Annotated in this window: 16 protein-coding genes; 6 read left to right on the forward strand and 10 right to left on the reverse strand. The window is 50.0% G+C overall.

Annotated elements, in window-relative coordinates; genetic code table 11:
* Positions 1 to 463: 463 nt before the first annotated feature.
* The 9 genes from ACYSNS_RS01710 to rimM all read right to left on the reverse strand — a co-directional run bounded on the left by ACYSNS_RS01710 (position 464) and on the right by rimM (position 8,858).
* The gene (locus ACYSNS_RS01710; RefSeq protein WP_461721393.1) at positions 464 to 1,243 is read right to left on the reverse strand and encodes a succinate dehydrogenase iron-sulfur subunit; all 780 of its coding nucleotides are present in this window, start codon (positions 1,241 to 1,243) and stop codon (positions 464 to 466) included.
* A 14-nt stretch (positions 1,244 to 1,257) separates the two neighbouring features.
* A complete protein-coding gene (sdhA, locus tag ACYSNS_RS01715; RefSeq protein WP_461721394.1) occupies positions 1,258 to 3,102 on the reverse strand; it encodes a succinate dehydrogenase flavoprotein subunit in 1,845 nt (614 codons plus the stop codon).
* A 5-nt stretch (positions 3,103 to 3,107) separates the two neighbouring features.
* Entirely contained in the window at positions 3,108 to 3,494 is a 387-nt protein-coding gene (gene sdhD / locus ACYSNS_RS01720; protein WP_461721395.1) for a succinate dehydrogenase, hydrophobic membrane anchor protein, read from the reverse strand.
* A 17-nt stretch (positions 3,495 to 3,511) separates the two neighbouring features.
* The gene (sdhC, locus tag ACYSNS_RS01725) at positions 3,512 to 3,910 is read right to left on the reverse strand and encodes a succinate dehydrogenase, cytochrome b556 subunit (protein ID WP_461721396.1); all 399 of its coding nucleotides are present in this window, start codon (positions 3,908 to 3,910) and stop codon (positions 3,512 to 3,514) included.
* A gap of 658 nt (positions 3,911 to 4,568) precedes the next feature.
* On the reverse strand, positions 4,569 to 5,036 hold the full coding sequence (locus ACYSNS_RS01730) for a GNAT family N-acetyltransferase (RefSeq protein WP_461721397.1): 468 nt from the start codon (positions 5,034 to 5,036) through the stop codon (positions 4,569 to 4,571).
* 111 nt (positions 5,037 to 5,147) lie between these two features.
* A complete protein-coding gene (leuC, locus tag ACYSNS_RS01735; RefSeq protein WP_461721398.1) occupies positions 5,148 to 6,557 on the reverse strand; it encodes a 3-isopropylmalate dehydratase large subunit in 1,410 nt (469 codons plus the stop codon).
* Positions 6,558 to 6,965: 408 nt separating this feature from the next.
* A complete protein-coding gene (gene rplS / locus ACYSNS_RS01740; protein ID WP_461721399.1) occupies positions 6,966 to 7,427 on the reverse strand; it encodes a 50S ribosomal protein L19 in 462 nt (153 codons plus the stop codon).
* A gap of 178 nt (positions 7,428 to 7,605) precedes the next feature.
* Positions 7,606 to 8,304, reverse strand: coding sequence for a tRNA (guanosine(37)-N1)-methyltransferase TrmD (trmD, locus tag ACYSNS_RS01745; protein WP_461721400.1), 699 nt, complete (start codon positions 8,302 to 8,304; stop codon positions 7,606 to 7,608).
* Positions 8,301 to 8,858 carry a ribosome maturation factor RimM gene (gene rimM, locus ACYSNS_RS01750; protein ID WP_461721401.1) on the reverse strand — a complete coding sequence of 186 codons (558 nt, stop codon included), beginning with the start codon at positions 8,856 to 8,858 and terminating at the stop codon, positions 8,301 to 8,303. The genes trmD and rimM overlap by 4 nt, the downstream gene beginning before the upstream one ends.
* Positions 8,859 to 9,090: 232 nt before the next feature.
* On the opposite strand from rimM, the gene ACYSNS_RS01755 reads away from it, so the two are divergent.
* The 5 genes from ACYSNS_RS01755 to ACYSNS_RS01775 all read left to right on the forward strand — a co-directional run bounded on the left by ACYSNS_RS01755 (position 9,091) and on the right by ACYSNS_RS01775 (position 13,458).
* Positions 9,091 to 9,894: a SapC family protein gene (locus tag ACYSNS_RS01755; RefSeq protein ID WP_461721402.1), complete on the forward strand. Its 804-nt coding sequence runs from the start codon at positions 9,091 to 9,093 to the stop codon at positions 9,892 to 9,894.
* Positions 9,895 to 9,943: 49 nt separating this feature from the next.
* Complete coding sequence (locus ACYSNS_RS01760) at positions 9,944 to 10,900, forward strand: tyrosine recombinase XerC (protein ID WP_461721403.1); 957 nt, start codon at positions 9,944 to 9,946, stop codon at positions 10,898 to 10,900.
* Between the two features lie 26 nt (positions 10,901 to 10,926).
* Entirely contained in the window at positions 10,927 to 11,793 is an 867-nt protein-coding gene (locus ACYSNS_RS01765; protein WP_461721404.1) for an arginase family protein, read from the forward strand.
* A 37-nt stretch (positions 11,794 to 11,830) separates the two neighbouring features.
* Positions 11,831 to 12,463, forward strand: a complete 633-nt coding sequence (locus tag ACYSNS_RS01770; RefSeq protein ID WP_461721405.1) for a hypothetical protein — start codon at positions 11,831 to 11,833, stop codon at positions 12,461 to 12,463.
* A 95-nt stretch (positions 12,464 to 12,558) separates the two neighbouring features.
* Positions 12,559 to 13,458, forward strand: a complete 900-nt coding sequence (locus ACYSNS_RS01775; RefSeq protein ID WP_461721406.1) for a HEPN domain-containing protein — start codon at positions 12,559 to 12,561, stop codon at positions 13,456 to 13,458.
* Between the two features lie 25 nt (positions 13,459 to 13,483).
* On the opposite strand, the gene ACYSNS_RS01780 is transcribed toward ACYSNS_RS01775, so the two are convergent.
* Entirely contained in the window at positions 13,484 to 13,765 is a 282-nt protein-coding gene (locus ACYSNS_RS01780; RefSeq protein WP_461721880.1) for a BolA family protein, read from the reverse strand.
* Between the two features lie 136 nt (positions 13,766 to 13,901).
* On the opposite strand from ACYSNS_RS01780, the gene ACYSNS_RS01785 reads away from it, so the two are divergent.
* Positions 13,902 to 14,516, forward strand: coding sequence for a J domain-containing protein (locus ACYSNS_RS01785; protein ID WP_461721407.1), 615 nt, complete (start codon positions 13,902 to 13,904; stop codon positions 14,514 to 14,516).
* Positions 14,517 to 14,687 lie beyond the last annotated feature (171 nt).

Raw genomic sequence — 14,687 nt, forward strand, 5'->3', positions numbered from 1 at the left:
CCCCCAAAAAAAGAAGGTTTGCTCTAGTCGAGCGGTTCCCAAAAAGTGGAAACCGGTTTTTGGATAAGAACCGCGTAAAAACAATGGATGAGAGCAGACCCATGACCTCACTCAAGTGACTCTGCTCTAGAGAACCAAATCTGTTTTCAGAAGCCTTGAGCAAGCTTTCAAGCAGGTGAAAACATCCAAGGTTAGATACAAAGCCAGATATAAGGGCTATGGAAAATAGAAGGCAAAAGGGGCATGTCAGCAATAGAGATCGCAAAAGAAATAGCCCTTGATGCGCATTTCAACCTGATGCTATCCGGACCGCGCATCTCAAGCTTTTGATTTGTTCCGGTATCTTATCCGATTGATCATTCACGTCAATCGGCAGCCGCTCTAAAAGCGTTAAGAATATGGCGCAAACAAAAAGCCGCAACACAGGCTGCGGCTTTTCAAAACAGTTTGATAAAATCCGCCGTTAGACTTGGCGTTCCACCATCAGCTTCTTGATTTCCGCGATTGCCTTGGCAGGGTTCAAGCCTTTCGGGCAGGTCTGCGCACAATTCATAATCGTATGACAACGATAGAGACGGAAAGGATCCTCAAGATTATCAAGCCGTTCGCCTTTTGCTTCATCACGAGAATCGGCAATCCAGCGGTAAGTCTGCAACAAAACGGCCGGCCCGAGATAACGATCGCCATTCCACCAGTAGCTGGGGCAGGATGTCTGGCAACAAGCGCACAAAATGCACTCATAAAGGCCATCCAGTTTCAACCGATCGTCATGGCTCTGCAGCCATTCTTTTTGCGGCTCTGGTGAAACGGTCTGTAGCCACGGCTCGATCGAGCGATGCTGCGCATAGAAACGGTTGAGATCCGGCACCAGATCCTTGACCACCGGCATTGACGGCAAAGGATAAACCTTGATCGGATGCTTGACTTCATCCATCCCCTTGATACAGGCCAGCGTGTTGGAACCGTCAATATTCATGGCGCAAGAGCCACAGATACCTTCACGGCAGGAACGGCGCAGTGTCAACGTAGGGTCAACATGGTTCTTGATATAGAGAAGCCCATCAAGGATCATCGGCCCACAGGCGTTGCGATCGACATAGTAGGTGTCAAGACGCGGGTTCTGATCATCATCAGGCGACCAACGATAGATGTGAAACTCCGTGAGTTTCGACGTATCTGCCGGTTTCGGCCAGACCTTGCCCTTTTTCACCTGCGAATTTTTGGGAAGCTGCATTTGTACCATTGGTGTATCTCCCCTTAGTAAACGCGCTTCTTAGGCGCAATTTTCTTGAGTGCGATGCCGCCGTTTTCCTCACTGGTCAACGGATCGAGATGAACACCACGATAGGAAAGTGTGACTTTACCTTCGGGCGACAAATGTGAAAGCGTATGCTTACGCCAGTTCTTGTCATCACGCTCGGGATAGTCCTCGCGGGCATGTGCGCCACGGCTCTCATGACGGGCTTCGGCCGAATAAACCGTGGTAATGGCGTTGGCCATAAGGTTTTCCAATTCCAATGTTTCCATCAGATCGGAGTTCCAGATCAACGAGCGATCTGTTACCTTGATGTCGGGCAATTCCTTCCAGATTTCCGAAATACGTTTGCAACCTTGTTGCAACGATTCCTCTGTACGGAACACCGCAGCATCTTCCTGCATGGCACGCTGCATCTTTTCACGAAGTTCTGCTGTCGGCATCGAGCCATTGGCAAAACGGATGCGATCAAACCGCTCCATGATTTTTTCAACAGCCGCTTCATTAATGGGCGGAATTTCGGCTTTCCGGTCAATGACTTCACCGGCACGAATAGCCGCCGCGCGACCGAAGACAACAAGGTCAATCAGCGAGTTGGAGCCAAGACGGTTGGCGCCGTGCACCGAAGCGCAACCAGCTTCGCCGACAGCCATAAGGCCGGGCTGTACACGATCCGGTTCATCATCCGTAGGATTTAAAACCTCACCATAATAGTTGGTCGGTATACCACCCATATTGTAGTGCACCGTCGGCAGAACAGGGATCGGGTCTTTGGTGACATCGACACCGGCAAAGATACGTGCCGATTCAGAAATGCCGGGCAAACGCTCGTGCAAAATCGCCGGATCAATATGGCTCAAGACCAGGAAGATATGGTCTTTTTTCGGGCCGACACCGCGTCCTTCACGGATTTCAATGGTCATGCAACGCGATACGACATCACGCGAGGCAAGATCTTTGAATGAAGGCGCATAGCGTTCCATGAAACGCTCGCCTTCCGAATTGATCAGATAACCGCCCTCACCGCGCGCGCCCTCGGTGATCAGGCAGCCTGAACCATAGATACCGGTGGGGTGAAACTGGACAAATTCCATATCCTGCAAAGGCAGGCCCGCACGGGCAACCATGCCGCCGCCATCACCCGTACAGGTATGCGCCGAGGTTGCCGAAAAATAGGAACGGCCATAACCACCGGTTGCCAGCACGACCATCTTGGCGGAAAAACGGTGAATTGTACCATCATCGAGATTCCATGCGACAACGCCCGTGCAAACGCCATCGGTCATGATGAGATCAAGCGCGAAATATTCGATGAAGAACTGCGCATTATGCTTCAGGCTTTGGCCATAAAGCGTGTGCAAAATTGCGTGACCTGTACGGTCAGCCGCGGCACAGGTGCGCTGCACAGGAGGCCCTTCACCAAATTCGGTTGTGTGGCCGCCGAAAGGACGTTGATAGATCTTACCTTCTTCCGTACGGGAGAAAGGCACACCGTAATGCTCAAGCTCATAAACGGCATCAGGTGCGTTGCGCACCAGATATTCCATGGCATCCATGTCACCCAGCCAGTCAGAGCCTTTGATGGTGTCATACATGTGCCACTGCCAATTATCAGGGCCCATATTGGAAAGCGAGGCAGCAATGCCGCCTTGCGCTGCCACGGTGTGGGAACGTGTTGGGAAAACCTTTGTGATACAAGCTGTCTTCAGACCTTGTTCGGCCATACCCAGTGTCGCGCGCAAACCCGAACCGCCAGCGCCAATAACAACAACATCGAATTTGTGATCGACATAGCGATAGGCTTTTTCAGCTTTGTTTGCATCGGCAATTGAAGTTGTGGTGGCCATGGAGATCAACCTCCCAATGTGATTTTAAGAAGGGCAAGAAGCAAAGCGCCGCCCATGACGTAACAAAAGAACATGTTCAAGGTCAGCACGAAGACGCGTGCGCCCTCATTGGGGAGATAATCCTCGATAATGACCTGCATGCCTAGTTTCATGTGGTAAATGCCCGAAAAGACCATAAGGCCCATAACCACTGCAACCACCGGATTGGCCAATGTCGCGTGAACGGTGGCATAGTCTTTACCAACCAATGAAACAACAAGCACGATAAAGAAGATGAACAACGGTACATTGGCAAATGCCGTGACGCGCTGCATCCAGAAATGGTGCGTTCCGTGATGGGCGGAGCCAAGACCGCGAACCTTACCAAGCTCAGTTCTGAAATCTTTTTTCATGAATTTCTCTCCAGCCTTTAACGAACGACATAGCCGACGATCCAGATAAGGAGCGTCAAAATGATGGAAATGAAGACAGTCGCCCAAGCCGTCTTGGTGGCTGTATGTTTTTCAAGAAGACAGGTTTTTGTATCCCAGAAGAGATGGCGTACACCGCCAACCAGATGATGAACCAATGCAAGCGTGTAGAGAAAGAGGATGCAACGCCCGATAAACGAATTGAAAAGTCCGTTGACCGTTTCGAATGCCTCCATTCCGCACGCTGCGGCAATAAGCCATGCTGCGAGAAAAAGAGTGCCGAAATAAAGTGCACCACCCGAAACGCGGTGTGCTATCGACATGGCCATGGTGATAGGCCAGCGATATATGCTGACATGAGGTGAAAGGGGACGTTCTTTCGTCGTTGTATCTGTCATGGGCTTTCCTGACCTGGCTTTGACCGCAGACATGGTGAAACCACCATTGCCTGACACTCCCCCGTCTGCTTTGCTATGCGCGCTGCAAACAGGTTGGAAAATCTATCTTATGCATTGGAATGGCTTTTTCCTCCCTCCAACACTTCAGGCCGGCCATTTGAGTTGTCGGATTCAAGGTCACGCACAAAAACAACCGAATGCTCCGCAGCCATAAACTGCAAAGCTTATTTTTGTTCTAATGCGGAAATTGCCCCACGTCAAAGCCGTAACGACGATTCTTGTCATCAAATCATTGGGATCAAGCCCACTTTAGCGTGGGAAACACGATTCAATCGGTTAAAAAATATGACTAATTAAATCAAGATTTTAGATCGATGATCAATACCCAACTTTGATGCGCATGATTGCATCAGGTGATTCTCGATCCACCCAATCTTGCCCCTTCCCTTGCAACCGATGACGCACATGGGAAGATCAGATCGGCGGAGACTTATTGTGTGTCTTTGAATGGGACGGGAAGAGAAAACCGGTCGGCCGGCTTTCTCTCGATATTCAGTCGAGAGCAAAACCGTTTTTGATTGACGTACGGATTCGCTCTTACTTTTTTAAAATTGCGTTTTCCTGACACAAAAGTCTTTCAACTTTTGCTGGAAATGCATTAATCGAAACGAATGACGAAGCCGGCCCAATCGCCCTTGGCTGCAATCTGCTCGTATAATTTTTTGCCATCTTCCGGCAAGCGCGGTGCATTCAAAACCAGCTTGGTCCAACCACGGTCTTCAGCGCGGTCACAAAGCAGATCAATCATTGCCTTTGCAATCCCCTTGCCCTGATGGGCGTGGTGAACATGGATATGGTCAACCTGACCGGCACGCAAACCCGAAACCGGCTCCGGCAGGTCATAGAATATGACAAAGCCGACAAGTTCACCATCAAGACGTGCGCCCAAAACCTCTGCTGTACGATCTTGCAACAATTGCTCGGCATAAAATTCATCGGGCCGACGCGGTGCGCCGCGCTTCAATGCCTGCGCATAACTTGCAAGAAGGGGCGCGAGAAGATGTGCGTCTTTCAAGCGCAAAAGGCTAATTTCAACAGCATGTGGCGTTTGATTTTTCGATGCCATGGCGCGGGGTCTCCCTGTTGGCCGGATCAGTCTTCATCTTCACTTTTAAATTGCCTCGCTTACGAGGTAAAGAGGCAGAGAGATGCTGCGGCGATTATGCCGCAGGCATCTTTATTTCCAATCGCGTATATCGACAAAATGGCCCGCAATTGCTGCTGCCGCTGCCATGGCGGGAGAGACGAGATGCGTCCTGCCCTTGTAACCCTGACGACTTTCAAAATTACGGTTGGACGTTGATGCGCAACGCTCTCCCGGCTCCAAACGGTCATCATTCATGGCAAGGCACATCGAGCAACCAGGCTCACGCCAGTCAAAACCTGCTTCTATGAAAATCTTGTCCAGACCTTCAGCTTCCGCCTGCTCCTTCACAAGACCCGAACCGGGAACCACCATGGCTGACACCGTGGGAGAAATCTTCTTACCCGCAATGACAGCGGCAGCTGCGCGCATATCTTCGATGCGGCCATTGGTGCACGAACCAATAAAGACACGATCAATCTTGATGTCGGTGATTTTCGTACCGGCAGTCAGGCCCATATATTCCAACGCACGTATTTTGGATGCGCGTTTTGTTTCATCCGCTATGTCGGCTGGATTGGGGACAACACCGGTGACAGGCACGACATCTTCCGGAGACGAACCCCAAGTGACCGATGGCACGAGTTCGCTTGCATCAATCGTCACGACGGTATCGTAATGGGCACCTTCATCGCTGTTCAAGGTTTTCCAATAAGCAATCGCTTTATCCAGCAAGTCTTCCTTGGGCGCACGGGGGCGGCTGCGAATATATTCGAACGTTACCTCATCCGGCGCGATCAAACCGGCACGCGCGCCACCTTCAATCGACATATTGCAGACCGTCATGCGGCCTTCCATCGAAAGATTGCGGATAGCCTCGCCCGCAAATTCGATGACATGCCCGGTTCCGCCCGCTGTGCCGATTTTGCCGATAATTGCCAAAACCAGATCTTTCGCGGTAACACCATCGGGCAAAGCGCCGTCGATCTGCACCAGCATATTTTTGGATTTTTTCTGGATCAAGGTTTGCGTCGCCAAAACATGTTCCACTTCGGATGTGCCGATACCATGCGCTAACGCACCGAATGCACCATGGGTCGATGTATGGCTATCACCGCAAACAATTGTCATGCCGGGCAGCGTAAAACCTTGCTCCGGCCCGATAATATGGACAATACCCTGCCGCTTGTCATTCTGGTCGAAATATTCAACACCGAATTCCGCGGTATTTTTTGCCAAGGCCTCTACCTGAGTGCGGCTTTCCTCGTTCTTGATAATCTGCGAGCGGTCAGGCGACGTGGGAATGTTGTGGTCGACCACCGCAAGGGTTTTTTCTGGATGACGCACTTTGCGATGGGCCATACGCAACCCTTCAAAGGCCTGCGGGCTTGTTACTTCATGGACAAGATGACGATCGATATAGAGAAGGCATGTGCCGTCTTCCTGACGGTCAACAATGTGGTCTTCAAAAATCTTGTCATAAAGCGTACGCGGGGCACTCATTTTTTTGTCCTTGAATATTGGCAATAGAGTTTAAAGTTTTTTGAACGTTTTATTATTCTCGCGCTTTGTCAAAAGTCAATTCGCTATCCATTAGATAGGAAAGCCAAAGCCATTTACAAAGCGCCAGAAAGCAAAACAAATAAAAAGGCGGCATGGAGCCGCCTTATCTCATATTCGCCGGAACTTTTAGTTCCAGTGGATGTCGCTTAATATCGCAATTCTTATCCGATAGAAGCCGGACAAAGAATTGATCCTGTGAATCAATTCTCTGGCGGATGCGGTTCCCACTTTTCGGGAATTGCAAGAATTATTCGTTGTCGCAATTCTTATCCGATAGAAGCCGGATTAAGAATTGATCCTGTGAATCAATTCTCCGGCGGATGCGGTTCCCGCTTTTCGGGAATTGCTTTATTCAGCCGCTTTATCAGCTGCTGGCGCAGGTGCAGCAACGGTTTCAGCGGTAACCGTTTCAGCCTTACCAGTGGTTGGTACGGCAACACCCTTCTTACGATAATCTTTCTTTTCAGCAATACGTGCTGCTTTACCGGTCAGGCCGCGCAGATAATAGAGCTTCGCACGACGGACCTTACCGCGGCGAACAACTTCCACACCTTCAACCAGCGGCGAGTAGACCGGAAATACACGTTCCACGCCTTCACCGTAAGAGATTTTACGCACGGTGAATGTTTCATTGAGACCACCACCCGAACGGGCAATGCAAACGCCTTCATAAGCCTGAACGCGGGTACGTGTGCCTTCTGTCACGCGAACAGAAACACGCAGCGTATCACCAGCCTGAAAATCAGGAAGCTTGCGCTTTTCTTCAATCTTAGCGCGCTGTTCAGCGTCGAGCTGTGCAATAATATTCATGTCATCAATCCTTCATGTTCTTCTCGAACAGTCAGAGCGCTCGACGCTTGCCGCAGAAATCCTTGTTCCTTCGGCTATGCCTTGCGGCAGGAGCGGGTTCACCATCCATTGTTTTCCGGATGCAGAGGGCGTACCTTCTGAAAACGTCGCTTGGCCATACACTATCACAAAAAGTGAATCAAGCTTTCGCGTTATTTTTCTGGTAAAGCGCAAAAAGATCCGGGCGTCTTTCGCGCGTCAACTCTTCTGATTGACGTTTACGCCAATCGGCGATCGCCTTATGATTGCCCGATGTCAAAACATCGGGAATAGATCTGCCCTCAAATATTTGCGGTCTTGTATAATGGGGGTGTTCCAGAAGGCCGGTCTCAAAACTCTCCTGTTCGCCGGAAAGACTGTTTCCCATCACACCCGGCAGTAATCGCACAATGGCGTCAAGCATCACAAGGGCCGCAGTTTCGCCGCCCGAAAGGATGTAGTCGCCGATTGAGACCTCAACAAGATTGCGCGTTTCGATCACGCGTTCATCAACACCTTCAAAGCGGCCGCAAATCAGCGTTACACCATTGCCCTCTGCCAGTTGTCGCGCCATTTGCTGGTCAAAAGGGCGACCGCGCGGGCTCATTAAAAAACGCGGCGCATCATCGGCAACGCTGTCGATCGCCGAGCTGAGAACATCGGCTTTCATCACCATTCCCGCGCCACCGCCGGCGGGCGTATCGTCGACACTATGATGGCGATCTGTGGCAAAATCCCTGATCTGGATGGCATCAAGCGACCATATCTGTTTTTCAAGCGCCCGCCCTGCCATAGAATGCCCAAGGAACCCCGGGAACATCTCCGGATATAAAGTCAGTACGCGCGCGCGAAAGCTCATCGTTGCTCTTCGGCCTCGCATTCATCTTCATCTTCATCGGCAACAAGACCTGCCGCGACAGGATCAATGACAATATAGCCCTCTTTGACAAAAAGCTGCGGCACGGCGGCTTTTGTAAACGGAACGAGAACCGGTTTTTGTCCTGCCAGACGAAGCTCCAGAAGATCGCCGCCGCCAAAATCGAACAGCGCATTGACCTTGCCTAGGTCTTGACCGTCAATATCCTTGACTTTCAGTCCGATCAGATCGGTCTGATAAAACTCATCTTCCGGCAAATCGTCCGGCAATTGCTTGCGGTCTATGTACAGCGCTGTGCCATTGAGCGCTTCGGCCTCGTTGCGCCCTGGAATGCCCGCAAAACGCACAACCACGACGTTTTTCTGGACGCGAATGTCATCAATCTCGAAAGCGCGGCCGTTTTTATCGTGTAGAGTTCCATAGGATGCCAAATCCAACGGATCCGCAGTAAAAGATTTTACCCTCACCTCGCCCTTGGTACCATGCGCAGCACCAATGACTGCAAGCTGTACAGGCGTATCGATCTTCACAGACATTTCATCCAACCGTTCATCCCAACTGTTCAACAAGGTGTTCAATTGTCAAACTTCTGACAATAAAAACTGGAAAATTGCATCAATGCGCTTCATTTGCCACATTCAATGCGATATGAAAAGCGCGCGGCGGTAAAAATGCCGATTGCGTTTTTAAAAACAAGCCGGTTTTCGGGGTCATAACCATCTAAATTCTCGGCAATGATAACACCGATAAGACCAGAAGGACTTTTTTATGACAACGGTTATGCTTTTCTACAAAAATATTCAGCCTATTTCACGCGAAGGCCATAAAAAGCTGAAATTCAACCCGCCATCCCATGCGGCTTTCGCTGCCAATACCCATTGGGTTCCGCTGGCTGGTGAAGAATTCTATCAGGCCGCATTGACCTATCCTATTCTTTTCATGGGAGTCGAAAACGGTGAAGGCAAGATGTCCTATACGTCCGTTGCTTTGCTCGGACTTGCCAATAACAGCAATGATTTTCTGGATAAGGAGAAAAGCTGGCAGGTGGACACTTATATTCCTGCTTTTGTCCGCCGTTATCCTTTCATTCTGGCCGGCGCGCCCGACCAACAGGAATTGTCCGTCTGTATTGATACAGAGTCCGGCATGTTCAACGAATTGACCGGTGTTGATCTGTTCAATAGCGACGGTAGCATTTCGCCATTGATGGAAGAGCGTATCAACTTTCTCAATAGTTTCAAAAACAGCATGGAACAAACATCGCAGTTTGTCGATATGCTGGCAAAAATGGACTTGCTGGTTAAAGAATCGGTCAATATCCGCAACACCGCCGGCCAAAGCGCGCGTCTGGAAGATTTCTGGGTTGTCGATGCCAAGAAATTCAACAAATTATCCGGCGATCAGTTGGCAAAACTGCACAAGCGCGGCTTCCTCGGCTGGATTTTCTCCCATCTCATGTCGATGAATAATCTTCCGCATTTGTTGAGCTTGCGGGTTGCCCATCAGCGTAGCGATGCCAAGCTGAACGAAGATAAACAATCGCCGGAAGCAGGAAAACCGGTCAAGCACTGAACCTTTTGGCTGAAACCGGATGTTAAACTCTGTCATGCTATCGAAAAGCATGACAGAAGCTCCATCCCAACAGGCTGCCCTGCTACCCGCATCAGCGGAAATTTTGGCAGCACGCAAAGACTGGCTTGATCAGCTGCGGCAAACACGGCGAATGGCGGCGCTGACAGTCGAAGCATATGAGCGCGACAGCCGACAATTTCTTATTTTCCTTTCAAACCATCTTGGACAGGCCCCGACACTGGCCGATCTGAATGCCTTAAGAGTGGCTGATTTACGTTCCTATCTTGCTCATCGACGCAATGAAGGCGCGGGCGCACGTTCACTGGGACGCGGATTAGCCGGCGTAAGATCGTTTTTTGGCTACCTGTCGCGACAGGGCTTGGCAGATATTCCGGCAGCGCGAATTATCCGCACACCCAAACAGCCGAAATCCTTGCCGAAACCCCTTGCCGTCGATGATGCCCTGCATCTGGTTGACGAAAAAACCCAGCTTGCCGAAGAGCCGTGGATCGCAGCACGCGATGCTGCCGTTTTGACGTTGCTTTATGGCTGCGGGTTGCGCATCTCGGAAGCATTGGCGCTTACCCCCCAAGACTTTTCCGACAAAACCGCCAACAGCCTTTACATTACCGGCAAGGGTGGAAAAACCCGCCTTGTTCCGCTCATTGCCGCCGTTCATGACGCGGTGGAAGATTATCTGCAGCGCTGCCCTTATGTGTTGAGCGCCGATCTGCCGCTATTTCGCGGCGCCCGTGGCGGAACACTGCAACCCGCCATTATTCAACGTGCCGTGCAGAAATTACGGTCAAGTCTTGGCCTTCCGGACACCGTAACGCCCCATGCGCTTCGCCATTCCTTTGCAACGCACCTCTTGTCTCGTGGCGGCGATCTGCGTACCATTCAAGAGTTGCTCGGCCATGCCAGCCTTTCAACGACACAGATCTATACCGGCGTCGACACGGACAAGCTGCTGGACATCTATCAAAAAGTACATCCACGGGCTTAATGGCAAAGCCCAGACTGTGAGGCAAAATGTCAAAACAAGCAAAAACCATCCGGCTCGTCATGCCGCAATGGCAGGGCGGCAACAATCCGCTCTATCAACTGGGTGCCGAGCTGTTGGCATGGCTTGCTCCACAGACCGACATGCCGACATTCAACATTCCGGTTTCAAACCCGAAAGCACCACTGCAAAATGAGGACGGCATTATGGGCCGCGGCCAGATCGGGCAGCAGCTTGATGCGGCCTATCGGCTGTTGGATGAACAAAAGCCGGACAAAATCGTGATGTTGGGTGGGGATTGCCTTGTTGATCTGGCACCATTTTCCTATCTGAGCACGCTTTATGGCAACGACTTTGGTATTTTATGGCTCGATGCCCACCCCGATGTAATGACGCCGAAAGAATTTGCCCATTCCCATGCCCATGTCCTCGGCGCATTGATGGGCAATGGGGATGCGGCCCTGACACGCGACGTCAAGCATCCCGTTCCTGCCGACAAGATTATGATTGCCGGCATGCATAGCCCCACAGCTTATGAGGCGACGTTTCTGCATGACCACGCGATAAAAACTTTGTCACCGGAAGCATTGAAAGCCGATATGGAAGCGGTGACAGAATGGATAGCACAACAAAAGATCAAGCATCTGGCAATCCACTTTGATCTCGACGTTCTTGACCACCAGCTTTTCCGCGCATTGTTAATGGCGGAACCCGGTGTCGATGCCGCCAGATATGCCGGCATTGCAGAAGGACGTTTGACGATGGATGATGTTGTCAGCTTGATAAAAAAAGTTGATGCGGCAACGGATGTTGTTGGCCTTGGCATAACCGAACACCTGCCTTGGGACGCTCTGAACTTAAAGAACATGCTCGCACAATTGCCACTCATTGGTTGAAACGGGTGATACGGTTTTGTTTATGGGAAACAAATCAATGGCGGAAAAACAACAATTCAATTTTTGCTACAAACCCGATATGAACCAGTTGGATGACTGGGTATATGGATATCAGTACCAGCAGTATGATAATTCTCGGATGATTTATGCTGATAGCTGGTACAAATATCTTCAGGATCGCCGAGGTTTTATATCATTATGCGCGGCGGCGGCAGCCGGTTTGCTTACTTTTATATTCAACCTTTATTTTTCAGCAATAAATAATACGCCATTCTTTATTGTTCTCACGCTTACCTTTGTCATTACCTTTACCGTCTGGGTTGTGTTGAATTATGGTGAAAAGAAAACCAATGCGGTTGTTCTTTCAGCATTTGTGCGATGGCAAATTGAATTTGAGGCAGACCACGCGAAAACCTATAATGTTCATATTAGCGAAGAGGGATTCACACAACGCACCAATTGCGACGAGATTAAATTGTCCTGGCTGCGTTATCACTGTGCTTTGTTGCAACCCGCAAATCTTATTTTGGTTTTCCAAGGCACCATTGTTGTTATTCCCAATGAAGCGTTGGCGCCATTCGATGCCCAAGAAGTTGGCGAGCAGATTAATGCTTGGGTTAATCAATTTAATCAACGGTATACTCTCGAACGAAAAAACGACACGCAATAGCCACGATGAACCAGCTTTGCCAAAGCGGCAAACATTCGAGACTGGTAAAATAACCAGCACTTTTGTTTTTTTGTCTCATCGTTTAAAGCTAAACTATGATGGATGAAAAGCTAGAGCATTTGCCACCTTCCAAACGCCGCACGATTGCGCGAGCCGTGGAAATTATCTTGCGTGAATTTGATGCGCAATTTATCGGCAAGCCTATTCATCAAAACCAGAAGCGCCGTCCGCAAATCGTCAAGATCATCCTGTTTGGCTCCCATGCCCGCGGCGGCTATGTGAATGACAACACATCAGGTTACCATTCCGATTATGATTTCTGCGTGCTGGTCAATTATGCCCGATATACCGATTTTGATTATTGGTTTGACGTGAATGCCAGTCTGGAAAAGATGCGTTTTACCAGCGAGGCCGACCAGTCACGACCGACTTTGGTCGTGCATAGTTTTCCCGACATGAATGGCAAACTACGTGATGGCTGGCCATTCTTTGTCGATATTGTTGAAGATGGCATCACGCTTTATGAGCTGCCCGGTTATGACTTCGGTGCAATAGGCCCAATGACAGCGGAACGGCGCAAGGAAATGGCCACCAAGTGGTATCACGAATGGCTGCATGATGCAGACGAGTTTTTCGTCGTTTATAAATTTCTTCGTGATCGCGACAATCTAAAATTGGCAGCTTTCAACCTGCATCAAACGACGGAATGTCTTTACAACTGCCTGATACTGACATTGTCGCTTTATTCGCCCAAGCAGCATGATTTGCGCAATTTGCACCAGCGGGCTGTTGGTTTTGTACCTGAACTGAAAGACCTTTGGCCAGCCAATGACCGCTTTGCCAAACGCGCCTTTGAGCGGCTGCGCGATGCCTATGTCAAGGCACGCTATTCGCCCAAATATGAAATCACCAATGAAGAATTGGATTGGCTCGAAACCCGTATCAAAATTCTGCGCGAAAAGGTCGTTGCCGCCTGTAGCCGGATCATCGCATAAAGTTTAAGCAAGCGATCGCAATATTTTAAACAGCCTTAGCTTCAATCGCCAGCGCATGAACGCCATTGTCCAGTTCATGTTTGAGCACATGGTTGATGGCGCGGTGGATGTCCACACGTTTCATGCCGTCAAAATCTTTTGCTACGATTTTCACCCGAAAGTGGGTTTCCCCACTGCCGTCAAAAGACCGCCCGTCATCATGGTGATGGCCGGCGTGCAAATGGCTTTCATTGATGACTTCCAACGCTTTCGGTGAAAACGCGGCGTGAAGCTTTTTCTCAATTGTTTCTGCGACTGTGCTGGACATTTTTGCCTTTTCACCCCATATGAGAGCCATAAGTTTGCCCCGAATCTTTCGTAGATCATGGGTGAATAGAAGATGGGAACAAAATTTCCTAAAGTCAATTCTTGTCAAACATGTCTGTTTTGCGTAAGTCGGAGCCATGGCGACCACATCGAAATTATTTGACTCTATCCGTATCAGCTCGAACAAAAAGAAGCAGGCCGAGCCGCAAGCTCAGCAGTGCCAATGGGAAGGCTGTGAAAAACCCGGAACCCATCGCGCACCCGCAGGGCGTAATCGCGAGGGGCAGTATCTGCATTTTTGTATCGACCACGTGCGCGAATACAATAAAAACTTCAATTATTTTTCTGGCTTGAAAGATGAAGACATCGCCAAGTTCCAGAAAGATGCGCTGACTGGCCATCGGCCAACCTGGTCCGCAGGTGTCAACGCGGCTGCCAAAAAGACATCCGCCGATTTTTCAAAAATCCGCTCCGGTTCAGCCGCCTATCAAAACCGCGTCCGTGACCCGTTCAACGTATTCAACCAGCGCCGTACGGCTGCTGCTCCACGCAAGTTGAAAACGCTGGAAGCGAAAGCCTTTGTTACTTTGGGGCTTGAGGCAGGCGCAACGAGTGATGACATCAAGGCGAAATATAAAGCGCTGGTTAAAATGCATCACCCTGATGCCAATGGTGGCGATCGTTCGTCGGAAGAGCGCTTTCGTGAAGTGCTTCAGGCTTATAATCTGCTGAAAACAGCCGGCTTCTGCTGACAGGAAATTGAAGGTTGGTGAATATTTCTTTGCAATAAGGCATTGAATTTCTTCTCCAACAGTTTGATAACAAAACATACAGCCATGTTTTAACATGGGCCGGTTGTGTGCGCTTGACGCATGCAGCAGAGTTTTAATTCAGACAGCGGGCATTTTGCCCGTGTGGAGGCA

The organism is Bartonella sp. LJL80, from assembly GCF_054871565.1.

Excerpts from the sequence above, each read along its gene's own strand:
- sdhC (WP_461721396.1), bottom strand. The coding sequence starts at position 3,910 with ATGACAGATACAACGACGAAAGAACGTCCCCTTTCACCTCATGTCAGC.
- sdhA (WP_461721394.1), bottom strand. The coding sequence starts at position 3,102 with ATGGCCACCACAACTTCAATTGCCGATGCAAACAAAGCTGAAAAAGCC.
- ACYSNS_RS01710 (WP_461721393.1), bottom strand. The coding sequence starts at position 1,243 with ATGGTACAAATGCAGCTTCCCAAAAATTCGCAGGTGAAAAAGGGCAAG.
- leuC (WP_461721398.1), bottom strand. The coding sequence starts at position 6,557 with ATGAGTGCCCCGCGTACGCTTTATGACAAGATTTTTGAAGACCACATT.
- ACYSNS_RS01785 (WP_461721407.1), top strand. The coding sequence starts at position 13,902 with ATGGCGACCACATCGAAATTATTTGACTCTATCCGTATCAGCTCGAAC.
- trmD (WP_461721400.1), bottom strand. The coding sequence starts at position 8,304 with ATGAGCTTTCGCGCGCGCGTACTGACTTTATATCCGGAGATGTTCCCG.
- rplS (WP_461721399.1), bottom strand. The coding sequence starts at position 7,427 with ATGAATATTATTGCACAGCTCGACGCTGAACAGCGCGCTAAGATTGAA.
- ACYSNS_RS01780 (WP_461721880.1), bottom strand. The coding sequence starts at position 13,765 with ATGTCCAGCACAGTCGCAGAAACAATTGAGAAAAAGCTTCACGCCGCG.
- ACYSNS_RS01765 (WP_461721404.1), top strand. The coding sequence starts at position 10,927 with ATGTCAAAACAAGCAAAAACCATCCGGCTCGTCATGCCGCAATGGCAG.
- ACYSNS_RS01730 (WP_461721397.1), bottom strand. The coding sequence starts at position 5,036 with ATGGCATCGAAAAATCAAACGCCACATGCTGTTGAAATTAGCCTTTTG.
- rimM (WP_461721401.1), bottom strand. The coding sequence starts at position 8,858 with ATGTCTGTGAAGATCGATACGCCTGTACAGCTTGCAGTCATTGGTGCT.
- ACYSNS_RS01775 (WP_461721406.1), top strand. The coding sequence starts at position 12,559 with ATGATGGATGAAAAGCTAGAGCATTTGCCACCTTCCAAACGCCGCACG.
- ACYSNS_RS01770 (WP_461721405.1), top strand. The coding sequence starts at position 11,831 with ATGGCGGAAAAACAACAATTCAATTTTTGCTACAAACCCGATATGAAC.
- ACYSNS_RS01755 (WP_461721402.1), top strand. The coding sequence starts at position 9,091 with ATGACAACGGTTATGCTTTTCTACAAAAATATTCAGCCTATTTCACGC.
- ACYSNS_RS01760 (WP_461721403.1), top strand. The coding sequence starts at position 9,944 with ATGACAGAAGCTCCATCCCAACAGGCTGCCCTGCTACCCGCATCAGCG.
- sdhD (WP_461721395.1), bottom strand. The coding sequence starts at position 3,494 with ATGAAAAAAGATTTCAGAACTGAGCTTGGTAAGGTTCGCGGTCTTGGC.